The sequence below is a fragment of the Pseudomonas sp. LPB0260 genome (assembly GCF_013388395.1).
Genome location: NZ_CP058247.1, coordinates 1,742,109 through 1,754,282, shown reverse-complemented (window position 1 = coordinate 1,754,282; position 12,174 = coordinate 1,742,109). Strand labels below are relative to the sequence as shown.

Below are 12,174 nucleotides of genomic sequence, written 5' to 3'. Positions count from 1 at the left end.
AGAACAGCTACCTCAGTCTCCAATGATCAAGACGGTTTCACCTTTACGGTTTTCGAACTGACTGAGTATTTGTCTGCGCTCCCGATCCAACCATTCAGCCAGCCAGGGCTCCTCAGCCTCGGCCTCGATTAAAAAATAGCGGAACTTGCTGGCGTTCTTAACACTCATGGCCTGCTCACGGGTTAGATCCATGCGCGGATACCCCCAACCGGCGTAGTAGGCGATCCGTGAGTCGTCGTAGTAGATCCCCTCCCCTGGATCCACATGCGCGGACAGCCAGTGCCCCGCCTCAACATAATGGGTTTTCTTGGCACTGAGGGACACCACGTTATCCAACATGACAAGCACGGCAAGCGCCACCAGCACGCGAGCCATGCGGGAATGAGCACGCGCGAACAGCCACAGCCCCAGGCTCAAAAGAGGCACGGCAAGCAAGCCGAGGTAACTGGTGTAGCGCGAATTTATAAACCTTTCCTGAATAAAGAAGAGCAACAGCACTATGACATATATTGCCATCGCCAAAGCGAATGGCTTGTACGCCCGCCAGTACTGAAGAGCAGAGCCCCAAGCTAGACGACTAAGGTACGGCAAGGCGAAAGGGCCACACAGCTTGATGAAGCTTAGCGCGATCACCGTTAACATCCCCGAAAGAAGCAGAACAATTGCATCATCCGATGAGTACTTGTTCAAGACGGCATCAGACATCTCCTGCGCCATCACCAACAACTTGCTATGGACCTGGCCTGGATTGAGCATCGACAGGAAATACTCTATCCGTCCTTGGCTAAATCCGCCCTGCTGATACAGCACCGTAAGGCCGACCAGCGCCACAAAAATTGGCAAGGCATTAAGCTTAAGTAATGCCATCCAACCACCACGCCGACTCAGATCGGGCAACAGGCAGAAATTTATCGCCGCGATCAGCAATATAGCTTCCAGCCGAAATAAAGCCGCCATAACGATCGACACCTGAATTGCGACCGCACCAAACCAGCTTCTGCGCTCATACCAACGCAGCGCGAGCCAAAGCGCCAATACCGAAAAAAACCAGAACCCATACTCTCGCAGGATATCGCTACGAAAGGAGTTGAATGCCGGAACTGACAGCACAACGAGACAAGCCCATGGCGCCGCCCCAGGAAAGCTCCGCCGCACGCAGTCGACTAGCAGCGCACAGGTTCCAGCCAAGAAGAACGCGCACCAGAGGTAAGCACTGGCCTCAAGCGGTAGCCCTGTAAGCACATGAGTGCCCGCTAACAACAAAGGAAACCAAGGCCAGTTGAACACCTTGAACGCAACAAGAGGCCCCTGCTCTACCGAGCGCTGAGCAATGTCCAGATAGAACGCGGCATCTTTTCCGACCGTTGCCACGCCTAATACAGCGATAAAAGAGAGCAACAAACTGCCCCAAAAAGCCCAATGAGGCGAAGAAAGCATACCTATCTGTCTGATCAACACTTGCATTACCGCTCCATACATTACCGTTAGCGCCGATTGCGCGTTCCCCTTCCTAGCAACCGAAGCGCCTTGCGCAGATAGCTCCAACGCAGTGCCTGGTAAGGGTGCAGTTCTAAGGCATGCCAATAGAACCGTTTTGCTGCCTCCCGATCCCCCCCTAACACGGCTGCGCGAAACAAGGACAAGTAGCGCTGCGCTTCATATTGGCGGCGTAGCTGCTGGCACTCGTGCGGAAGGCCCGCGAAAACCTCCCGGACCATCCTTTGCGCGACGACCTCTTCATCCTCACGATTGTGTCGCAGGCTATCTGAATGCTTGTGGATTCTGGCCAGAGGACGCGCGGTTGTTACAACCAATGCATTGACCAAGAGATAGGCAAAAACCGGAACATCCTCGCCAGTACGCAAACTTTCGGGGTAAGGACGCTGCAACAAAAGATCACGCCGAAAGAGCGTACAGCAGTGAGATATCGATATTTTCTTTTCCAGCAAGTATCGCCGGGTCAACTCGCAAGGGGAGTGAGTGTTAGTAACCGGCGTGGGCAATCGGATCCGCTCACGACCGTCGGGATACACTGACACCTGCGCGCCAAGAACCAGCCCCGCCTCAGGGTTGTGGGCCAACACCTCCCTCAGGCAACTCAAAGCGCCCGGGAGCAGCTCATCGTCCGCGTCCAGCAATAATGCAAAGCGCCCACGAGCCAAGCGAATACCACTATTGCGCGCAGCGGCCGCCCCAGCGTTCACTTGGTGTTCGACTCGAAAACCTTGAATTTGTTGCCTTTGATATGCGGCCAAAACTTCGCCGGTATTATCCCGAGAACCATCATTGACCACGATCAACTCGACGTCCTCAGCCATCTGCTGAAATACCGAGTTTAGGGCTCTCGGCAGCAGATGGGCGTAGTTATACGTCGGGATGATGACGCTGATCAGCGGCTCAGGCCTGCTCATACCAGTCCTTGCCGTCCTTGACCACGAGGATGTCCTCCATGATCAGGTACTGCAGGTCGGAGCCGTGGAACATGTTCAGGGCATCGGTCGGCGAGCAGATCATCGGTTCGCCGCGGCGGTTCAGCGAGGTGTTCAGCGACACGCCGTTGCCGGTGAGCTTCTCCAGCTCCAGCATCATGTCGTAGTAGCGCGGGTTGTACTCGCGCTTGAGCACCTGGGCGCGGGAGGTGCCGTCCTCGTGCACCACTTCGCCGACGCGGGCCTTCCACTCCTCGTTGACCTCGAAGGTGAAGGTCATGAACGGGCTCGGGTGGTCGACCTTGAGCATCTGCGGGCCGACGGTGTCGAGCATCGACGGGCAGAAGGGGCGCCAGCGCTCGCGGAACTTGATCTGTTCGTTGATCCGGTCGGCCACCCCGGGGATGCTCGGGCAACCGATGATCGAGCGACCGCCGAGGGCCCGCGGGCCGAACTCCATGCGCCCCTGGAACCAGGCCACCGGGTTGCCGTCGACCATGATCCTGGCGATGCGCTGGGGCATGTCGGCGATCTGCTTGAACCTGGGCTTGCTCGGGTGGCGCGCGCAGGCGGCGATGACGTCTTCGTTGGAGTAGGACGGGCCGAGGTAGACGTGCTCCATCTTCTCCACCGGCACGCCGCGCTGGTGCGACACATAGGCGGCGGCGCCGACCGCGGTGCCGGCGTCACCGGAGGCCGGCTGGACGAACAGCTCCTTGACCTCGGGGCGGGCGATGATCTTCTGGTTGAGCTTGACGTTCAGCGCGCAGCCGCCGGCGAAGGCTATCTTGCCGGTCTCCTTGATGATGTCGCCGAGGTAGTGGTCCATCATCTGCAGCGCCAGCTTCTCGAACAGCGCCTGCATGCTGGCGGCGTAGTGGATGTAGGGGTCGTCGGCGATGTCGCCTTCGCGCTTGGGCCCCAGCCACTCGATCAGCTTCTTGGAGAAGTAGAAGCCCTTGCCCTTCTCCTTGTAGCGGCGCAGGCCGATTACGTTGGCGTAGTCGGTGTTGATCACCAGCTGGCCGTTCTCGAAGGTCGCCAGACGGGAGAAGTCGTACTTGCTGGCGTCGCCGTAGGGCGCCATGCCCATGACCTTGAACTCGCCGTCGAGCATCTCGAAACCGAGGAACTCGGTGATCGCGCCGTACAGGCCGCCGAGCGAATCTGGATCGTAGAATTCCTTGATCTTGTGGATCTTGCCGTTCTCGCCATAGCCGAAGAAGGTGGTGGCGTACTCGCCCTTGCCATCGATGCCGAGGATCGCCGTCTTCTCCTTGAAACCCGAGCAGTGGTAGGCGCTGGAGGCATGGGCCAGGTGGTGCTCGACCGGCTCGATCTTGACCTTCTTCGCATCGAAGCCCAGCTGCTCCAGGCACCAGACGATCTTCTTGCGGTAGCGCTTGTAGCGCCGGTTGCCCATCAGGATCGCATCGAGGGCGCGGTCCGGGGCGTACCAGTAGCGCTTGGCGTAATGCCAGCGGGCCTCGCCGAACAGGCTGATGGGGGCGAAGGGAATCGCCACCACGTCGACATCCGCGGGCTTGATCCCGGCCTGCTCCAGGCAGAACTTGGCCGACTCGTAGGGCATGCGGTTCTTGGCGTGCTTGTCGCGCACGAAGCGTTCTTCTTCAGCGGCCGCGATCAGCTTGCCATCGATATACAGGGCTGCCGACGGATCATGACTGAGGGCGCCGGAAAGGCCGAGAATGGTCAGTGCCACTGGTTTTGCCTCTATTCAGGGCAGGTGCCGGGCACCTGCGGTAAACGTTGGTCGAGCAACTGGTGAAGCGCCGAGTCGGCCGGCCAGTTGCGCAGGAATCGCGCGCGGTCGCGGGCATAGGCCCGGGCGAAACTGCGCATGCTGTGGTGCTGGCACATGGCATCGAGGTCGATCAAGGCCCATCTGCCGCCCTGTTCCTGGCCATCCCAGAACAGGTTGTGCCCCTTGAAATCGCCGTGGCTGATGCGCTCGCGCACCAAGGCGGCGAACAAGCGATCCAGCGCCAGGAGTTCGTGCTCAGGGGGCGAACTGCGCCCTTCTGTATCCAAGTACGGCCGAAAACGCGCGATTATATCCTGCCCGCCGCAGTATTCGGTAATCAGGTAGGCACGACCGCGCAGCCAGCACCAGCGCCGCTCCAGCACCGCCAGCGGGCGCGGCGTGGCGATGCCGAGCAGCTCCAGGCGATTGCCCTCGACCCAGCTGTGCCAGGCCCGGCTCGGCCGCCAGAAACGCTTCAGCCAGTGACCGAAGTGCTTGATGTTGTAGCGCTTGACCACCAGCGGGCGGCCGTCCAGTTCGACCCGCGCCACGGTGGCGGCGCCGCCGGTCTTGTAGACATGGCCCTGCTCGGTGAGGCGGTCGAGATCGGCCAGCAGCGGCTGCAGCGCCGCTTCCTGCTCCCGGCGTACCACCCGCAGACCGAAGGCGCCGACCTTGGCGCTGAACAGACTGCAGTCGCGGGCGACCTTGCGCAGGTAGTCGCGCAGGCGCCAACGGCGCACCTTGGCGGTCTCCTCGAGCAGCGCCTCCAGCGGCAGGGCATGCTCGCCGTTGACCAGCAGATAGTGCACCAGCAGCTCTTCGATAAAGGGCTCCAGCTCGACTGGAAGCTGGGCGAACAGTATCCCGAGATTCTCCAGCACCAACTCCCGCGACAGGGGTTGCCCCGGGACCTGCGCCTGCACCCCGCCGCCGTCGATGACCAGCAACCGCCCCCCATGCCGCAGCAGATTGTCCAGGTGCAGGTCGGCCTGCCACAGCCCCCTGGCATGCAGCTGCGCCACCGTCGCCAGGGCCTCGCCCAGCACCGCCTGCTGAGCGGCGCTGAGCAACGGCTGCGGCTCGACCTGACGCCAGGCGTCCCACAGGCTTTCGGCGCCCTCCAGGTAGTCGAACAGCAGCCAGCCGCCCTCACCCTCGCGCAGGCCGTCGGCCAGCAGCAGCGGCGTCGCCAGCCCCTGCCCGGCGAGCAGACGCGCACCGTCCAGCTCGCGGCGGAAATGTCGCGCCGCCCTGGCCCCGACCAGCAGCTTGGCCAGCACCTTGCGCCCGCGCCATTCGGCCAGGCCGACGTAGCGCTGGCCCGGCAGCACGCGCAGCAGGCTGCTCAGGGTCAGCACGGCCGGTCCGGCGGCATCTTCCAGCTCCAGCTGCAGAGGCAGTGTGGGCGTCCTGCCGGCGCGCGCCAGCTCGGCCAGGGTCATCGGCGCCCCTCCTTGTCCTGGCGACGCCGGCCCAGGCGGCTGCTCCAGCGCTCCAGTTCGGCGCCGGATGACAGGTAGGCCGCCAACAGCTGGCGCACCTCGTCCTCGCCCCAGGCGCCAGCGCGGCGCAGCAGCGGCTCGAGATCCTTGATCCGGTCGCGCTCGCCGAACAGCAGCGGCCGGGTCTTCTCCAGGTCGATCAACTGGGCGTCGAAGCCGCCGCCCGCCTCGCGCAGGAATATATGTTTGGGGTAGAAACAGCCATGCACCTGCCCCGCCCCGTGCAGGCGCCTGGCCAGCGCCCCGCAGGCGCGCAGAATGCCCTGGCGCCGAGGCTCGTCGAGGGCGGACCAGCCCTGCAGCCAGTGGTCCAGGTCCAGCCAGCCGTCCAGGGCGCGGGTCAGCAGCACCGCGCGGCGTTCTCCCGGCACACGGCGCTCGGCGAAGAAGGCGGCCTGCAAGGCCGGGATGCCCAGCCGGCGATAACGCTGGATGTTGCGGAACTCGCGGGCGAAGGTCGGCTCGCCCAGGGGATGCAGCACGCTGCGGGTCAGGTGGTTGCTCTGGCGCTTGAGGTAGAAGGCCGCGTCGCCCAGCTCCAGGCGATAGACGCTGCTCCAACCGCCGCGTTCGGTATTCGGCTCGTCCACCGCCTCCAGCTCCAGCGCCCATAGCGCGGAGAAGCTGGCCAGGCCATGGCGCTCGAGCAGTGCGCGGTCCTCGGCGGCGATAAAGTCGCTCATTCGCGGCCCTCGAAAAACCCGACGATCTGGCGGATGCGCCGCTTGTCCCGTGCGCTCAGGCGCCGGTGCCCGCGGTACTGCAAGTAGAAGCGCAGGCGCTGGCTGCGCGACAACGCGCGCTTGGCCACCTTGTCCAGGCAGGCCAGGTCCTTGATGACCCGGTAGCGCAGCAGGGGGCCCCACCAGAAGGCGCCGGTCGGGCAGTCGATGAAGAACAGCTCGGCCTGCTCGTTGACCAGCAGGTTGCGCCACTTCAGGTCGTTATGGGTGAAGTGGTGCCCATGCAGGGCGCGCGTCGCCGCGGCCAGCTGGCGGCTGATGCGGTCGACCCAGTGGCGATCGCGCAGCCAGGGATGGTCGCGCAGCGCCAGGTGGTTCATGTCCAGGGTGTCCGGCAGCTCGCGGGTGACCAGGGCGCCGCGGACGAAGGCGCCGAGCTGGCGCTCCAGGCCGTAGGCGACGATGGGCGCGGTGGGAATGCCCCACCTGGCGAAGTGCTTGAGGTTCTGCCACTCGGCCTTGACCCGCGGACGGCCGATATAGCGGCGCAATCCCTTGCCGGCGCCCCAGTAGCGCTTGACGTAGTAGCGCACCCCATCGCGCTCGATGCGGATCACCTCGGACAGCGGGTCACTGGTGATGCGCTCGCCCTCAAGGGCGAAGACCGCCTCCAGGCTGCCGAACTCGGCGGCCCGCCCGGCGTATTCGGGTTGCAGTGTCCAGCCAGCCATCAGAGCGCATCCCCATAACGCTGCTTGCGTGCGTAGAGCTTGTCGGCACGGCGCTCCAGCCAGGCGAGCAGGCGCGCCTCATCACGCAGGACCTGGCGCAGCGGCAGGCGGAAATAGGCCTTGAGGAAGCGCAGCTTGTCGCGCCGACTGAGGCCGATGTTCAGGGCGGAGAAGTACAGCCCGGCCAGGTCCTTGTCGCGCCAGCGGCGCGGCACCGCGGCGCGGGTCTGGGCGCGGTGCAGGTCGATCAGCGACAGGCGGAAATCGCCGGCCGCCACCGCTCGGTCGGTGTGCAACAGGAAGTGGCAGATATAGCAGTCGCGGTGGTTGACCCCGGCGCGGTGCATGGTGCCGGTCATGTTCGCCACTTCGGCGATCAATGCGCGCTTGAGCGCCGGCTCTGGCGGCTGGCGTTGCCAGTCGAGGCTGAAGTCTTCCAGGCTGACGGTCGGCGCCAGCTCCTCGGTGACGATAAAGGAGTGCTGGCTGGCCGGATTGCCACCGCGCTCGCCGTAGGCCACCGCGGTCATGGTCGGCACGCCGGCCTGGTGCAGACGCTCGAGGGCTCGCCATTCCTGGCCGGCGCCGAGCACCGGGAGCTTGGCGCTGAACAGGTTCTTGGCGATCTCGCCCCAGCCGATGCCGCGGTGGATCTTGACGAAATAGCCACGCCCGGCCACCTCGGTGCGCAGGGTGCGCCGGCCCTCCAGCTCGCGGTAGACCTGGCCCTGCAGGGCCTCGACCTCGACGAAGGGGTCCTTGCCGGCCCACAGACTCTTGAACGGCTCGTTCAACAACAACTTCATGGACGCTCCGCCAGAATCACATCGGCCGCCCGCTGCGGCATGGAATACAGGTCAGCCGAGTCGGCGTAGGCCAGGCCGTTGCGCTGCCACTGGCCGCGCTGGGCATCGTCCTCGAGCATCTCGCGCAAGTTGCGGTTGAGCTGCTGCTGCTCGAAGGGACTGCTCAGCACCCGGCCGGCGTCGGCCTCGGCGATGTAGTGGGCATAGCCGCAGACATCGGTGACCAGCACCGGCAGGCCGGCGACCAGGGCCTCCAGCAGCACGGTGCCGGTGTTCTCGTTGTAGGCCGGATGGATCAGCAGGTCGGCGCCGAGGAGGAAGCGCGGAATGTCGCTGCGGCCCTTGAGTATCTGCACCTGCTCGGAGATGCCCAGGGCCTTGATCTGCAGCAGGAAGGGCTTGGGGTCGTCCTGGCCGATGACGATCAGCCGGGTGCGCTGGCGCAGCTCGCGCGGCAGCGCGGCGACCGCCTTGAGGCTGCGATCCAGGCCCTTGGTCTTGAAGCCGGAGCCGATCTGCACCAGCAGCAGCTCGTCGTCCGCCAGGCCGAACTCGGCGCGGAACTCGGCGCGGATCTGCGCGGCATTGGCCGGCGCCCGGCGATCCTGGGCGATGCCCGGCGGCAGCAGGTGGAAGCGCTCGGCCGGGGTGGCGTAGTGCTTGACGAACAGCGGCTGCTGCACCTCGGAAATCATCAGGATCTCGGTCTTAGACTCGGGGGCGAACACCGCCCGCTCGTAGTCGGCGAAGTGCTTGTAGCGCCCCCAGCGGCGGTACAAGGGATTGCGCAGGGTCTGCGCCTTGTCCTCGAAACAGCCGTCGGCGGCGTAGTAGACATCCAGCCCGGGCATCTTGTTGAAGCCGATCACTCGCTCGACCGGGCGCCGGGCCAGGTCGGCCTCGACCCAGGCGGTGAGCTTCTCGTTGCGCCGGTGGTTGAACAGCGCCTTGACCGGCACCACCACCACCTCGAAACCCGCCGGCACTTCGCCCTCCCAGATCGGCGTATAGACGCGAATGGCGTGGCCGCGCTTCTGGCACTCCAGGGCGATGCGCATGAAGTCGCGCTGCAGGCCGCCGTAGGGGAAATACTTGTAGAGGATAAAAGCCAGCTGCATCAGACGATTTCCTCGGCCAGCAACAACGCCTGCAACTCGGTGGCCACCCGTTCGGGGCGCAGCTCGTCGAGGCAGGGTTTGTGGCGGTCGCCGAGGCCGGCATTGGGCCCGCTGGCGCACAGGTGGATCTGCGCCCGGCCATAGGCGCCGACGCGCCCCGGCAGGGTCGGTCCGTAGAGGGAGATGCTCGGCACATCCAGCGCGGCGGCCAGGTGGCCCAGACCGGTGTCCACCGCCACGCAGGCCTGGGCCCCGGCGATCACCTTGGCCACTCCGGCCAGGTTCAACCTGGGCAGTACCGCGGCGTTGTCCAGGCCGGCGGCGATGCGCTCGGCCCGCGCCCGCTCCTGCTCATTGCCCCAGGGCAGGCGAAGCGCCCAGCCCTGCTCGCTGAGCTGCTCGGCCAGCTCGCGCCAGTAGGCCTCCGGCCAATGCTTGCTCGGCCAGGTGGTGCCATGCAGGAACAGCACATAGGGCTGCGTCGCAGCGCCGGCGAGCTGGGCCCGGTTCAAGCCGTAATCGCCGAGGCCGGCCGGCAGCGGATAGTCCAGCGCCTGGGCGAACAGCTGGCGCACGCGTTCCAGGGCATGCTGCTCGCGGGGCACGTTATAGGTCCGGTCATAGAAACGGCTGGCGATGGGCTCGCGTGCCGAGTCGCGATCCAGGCCGGCCACCGGCGCCTTGACGTAGCGGGTCAGCCAGGCGCTCTTGAGCAGGCCCTGGGCATCGATCACCAGGTCGTAACGGGTCTCGCCCAGGCGCTGCTTGAAGCGGCGCCACTCGCCATTGCTCAGGGTCTGCCAGAGGTTCTTGCGCCAGCGGCGGATGGCCACCGGAATCACCCGGGCCACCGCCGGGTGCCAGGCCGGAATCTCGGCGAAACCCTCCTCCACCACCCAGTCGAACTGGATCCCGGGGATGGCCCGGGCCGCGTCGGTGAGCGCCGGCAGGCTGTGCACCACATCGCCCAGGGAGGACGTCTTGATCAGCAGCACCCGCATCAATCGACCTCGACCGGCTCGATCGGATCGCCGACCAGGCGATCCAGGGCCTCCAGCACTGGCTGCGGCGCCAGCTCGCGCAGGCAGTTGTAGTGACCGAAGCGACAGGTGCGGTCGAAGCAGGGGCTGCACTCCAGGCCCAGCCGGACGATCTCCACCTGCTCGGCCAGCGGCGGGGTGAACTGCGGCGAGGTCGAGCCGTAGACCGCCACCAGCGGCCGATTGAGCGCCGCGGCCACGTGCATCAGGCCGGAATCGTTGGACACCACCGCCGTGGCGCAGGACAGCAGGTCGATGGCCTCGGCCAGGCTGGTCTCGCCGGCGAGGTTGACCGCCTCCTCGCGCAAGCCGGGAATCAGCCGCGCGCGAATGTCCTCGCCGACCGGATGATCGTTCTTCGAGCCGAACAGCCAGACCTGCCAGCCGGCGCGGATCTTGGCCTCGGCGACCCTGGCGTAGTGTTCGCTGGGCCAGCGCTTGGCCTCGCCGAACTCGGCGCCGGGACAGAGCGCCAGCACCGGTCGATCCAGGCTCAGGGCGAAGCGGCCGAGGGCCGCGTCGCGACTGGCCGCCTCGATCTGCAGGCTGGGCCGCGGATAGGGACGCGGCAGCTGCGCGCCGGGTTCGAAGGCCAGCGCCATGAAGCGCTCGATCATCAGCGGGTAGCGCTGCTTGTCCAGCTTGCGCACATCGTTGAGCAGGCCGTAGCGCATCTCGCCCTTCCAGCCGGTGCGCTTGGCAATGCCGGCGAAGAACGGCACCAGGGCCGACTTGAGCGAGTTGGGCAGCAGGATCGCCTGATCGTACTGACCGACCAGGGACTTGCCGATGCGCCGGCGGGTCGCCAGCTGCAGCACGCCGTGGCCAAGGGGAAAACTCAGGGCTCGCCGCACCTCGGGCATGCGCTCGAGGATCGGCCGGCTCCATTCCGGCGCCAGTACGTCGATATCGCAGTCGCCGTGGCGCTGCTTCAGGCACTGGAACAGCGTCTGCGCCATCACCATGTCGCCCACCCAGCTGGGGCCTACGATCAGTATTCTCATGCCTATCCCAGAAACGACCGAGGAGGCTTGCGCCTCCCGGTTGTAGTTGCCTTGTCGCTCAGTGCGCGACCACCCACCGCATCGACGGGCGGCTGCCCGTCCCGCGAGCTTATTTGACCAGGGTGCGCCACTCGGCGTGGTTGCGGGTCTTGCCGGTCACCAGGTCGAAGTAGGCGGTCTGCAGCTTTTCGGTCACCGGGCCACGGCGCCCGGCGCCGATCTGCCGGCCGTCCACTTCGCGGATCGGCGTGACCTCGGCGGCGGTGCCGGTGAAGAAGGCCTCGTCGGCGATGTACACCTCGTCGCGGGTGATGCGCTTCTCGATCACCTTGATGCCCAGCTCCTCGGCCAGGGTCAGCACGGTGTTGCGGGTGATGCCGTTGAGGCAGGAGGTGACCTCCGGGGTGTACACCACGCCATCCTTGACCAGGAAGATGTTCTCCCCCGAACCCTCGGCCACGTAGCCTTCCGGATCCAGAAGCATGGCCTCGTCGGCGCCACCGGAGATGGCTTCCTGCAGGGCCAGCATCGAGTTGATGTAGTTGCCGTTGGCCTTGGCCCGGGTCATGGAGATGTTGACGTGATGCCGGGTGAAGGAGCTGGTGCGCACCTTGATGCCGACCTGCAGGGCCTCGTCGCCCATGTAGGCGCCCCAGTTCCACGCTGCCACGATCACCTGGACCTTCAGGCCGCTGGCGCGCAGGCCCATGGCTTCGGATCCGTAGAACACCATCGGGCGGATATAGGCGCTTTCCAGATTGTTCTCGCGCACCGCGGCGCGGGTCGCCTCGTTGATCTCGTCTTTGCTGAAGGGGATCTTCATGCCCATGATGTGGGCCGAATCGAACAGCCGATCGGTGTGCGCCTGCAGGCGGAAGATCGCCGTGCCATCGGGGGTGTTGTAGGCGCGCACGCCCTCGAACACGCCCATGCCATAGTGCAGGGTGTGGGTCAGCACATGGGTGGTGGCGTCGCGCCACGGCACCAGCTTGCCGTCATACCAAATCACACCATCACGATCGGCCATCGACATAGTTGCCTGCTCCTCAAATTCGCTTCGTACACTGCCACCGGCGGACGCTGCGCCTGCCGA

11 protein-coding genes are annotated in these 12,174 nt (G+C 65.2%); all 11 read right to left on the bottom strand.

Annotated elements, in window-relative coordinates:
- Positions 1–12 precede the first annotated feature (12 nt).
- Complete coding sequence (locus LPB260_RS07675) at positions 13–1,464, bottom strand: hypothetical protein (RefSeq protein WP_256625544.1); 1,452 nt, start codon at positions 1,462–1,464, stop codon at positions 13–15.
- A 20-nt stretch (positions 1,465–1,484) separates the two neighbouring features.
- On the bottom strand, positions 1,485–2,411 hold the full coding sequence (locus LPB260_RS07670; RefSeq protein ID WP_208708104.1) for a glycosyltransferase family A protein: 927 nt from the start codon (positions 2,409–2,411) through the stop codon (positions 1,485–1,487).
- Positions 2,398–4,152 (bottom strand): carbamoyltransferase, encoded by a 1,755-nt coding sequence (locus tag LPB260_RS07665; RefSeq protein WP_208708103.1) that lies wholly within the window; start codon positions 4,150–4,152, stop codon positions 2,398–2,400. Before LPB260_RS07665 ends, LPB260_RS07670 begins: the two co-directional genes overlap by 14 nt.
- Before the next feature lie 11 nt (positions 4,153–4,163).
- Positions 4,164–5,639 carry a lipopolysaccharide kinase InaA family protein gene (locus LPB260_RS07660; protein ID WP_208708102.1) on the bottom strand — a complete coding sequence of 492 codons (1,476 nt, stop codon included), beginning with the start codon at positions 5,637–5,639 and terminating at the stop codon, positions 4,164–4,166.
- Positions 5,636–6,382, bottom strand: coding sequence for a lipopolysaccharide kinase InaA family protein (locus LPB260_RS07655; RefSeq protein WP_208708101.1), 747 nt, complete (start codon positions 6,380–6,382; stop codon positions 5,636–5,638). The genes LPB260_RS07660 and LPB260_RS07655 overlap by 4 nt, the downstream gene beginning before the upstream one ends.
- The gene (locus LPB260_RS07650) at positions 6,379–7,113 is read right to left on the bottom strand and encodes a lipopolysaccharide kinase InaA family protein (protein ID WP_208708100.1); all 735 of its coding nucleotides are present in this window, start codon (positions 7,111–7,113) and stop codon (positions 6,379–6,381) included. The genes LPB260_RS07655 and LPB260_RS07650 overlap by 4 nt, the downstream gene beginning before the upstream one ends.
- Entirely contained in the window at positions 7,113–7,919 is an 807-nt protein-coding gene (gene rfaP / locus LPB260_RS07645; protein WP_208708099.1) for a lipopolysaccharide core heptose(I) kinase RfaP, read from the bottom strand. Before rfaP ends, LPB260_RS07650 begins: the two co-directional genes overlap by 1 nt.
- Positions 7,916–9,037: a glycosyltransferase family 4 protein gene (locus tag LPB260_RS07640; RefSeq protein ID WP_208708098.1), complete on the bottom strand. Its 1,122-nt coding sequence runs from the start codon at positions 9,035–9,037 to the stop codon at positions 7,916–7,918. The genes rfaP and LPB260_RS07640 overlap by 4 nt, the downstream gene beginning before the upstream one ends.
- A complete protein-coding gene (gene waaC, locus LPB260_RS07635) occupies positions 9,037–10,038 on the bottom strand; it encodes a lipopolysaccharide heptosyltransferase I (protein ID WP_208708097.1) in 1,002 nt (333 codons plus the stop codon). Before waaC ends, LPB260_RS07640 begins: the two co-directional genes overlap by 1 nt.
- The gene (gene waaF, locus LPB260_RS07630) at positions 10,038–11,081 is read right to left on the bottom strand and encodes a lipopolysaccharide heptosyltransferase II (RefSeq protein ID WP_208708096.1); all 1,044 of its coding nucleotides are present in this window, start codon (positions 11,079–11,081) and stop codon (positions 10,038–10,040) included. Before waaF ends, waaC begins: the two co-directional genes overlap by 1 nt.
- A gap of 109 nt (positions 11,082–11,190) precedes the next feature.
- Positions 11,191–12,114, bottom strand: coding sequence for a branched-chain amino acid transaminase (locus tag LPB260_RS07625; protein WP_208708095.1), 924 nt, complete (start codon positions 12,112–12,114; stop codon positions 11,191–11,193).
- Positions 12,115–12,174 lie beyond the last annotated feature (60 nt).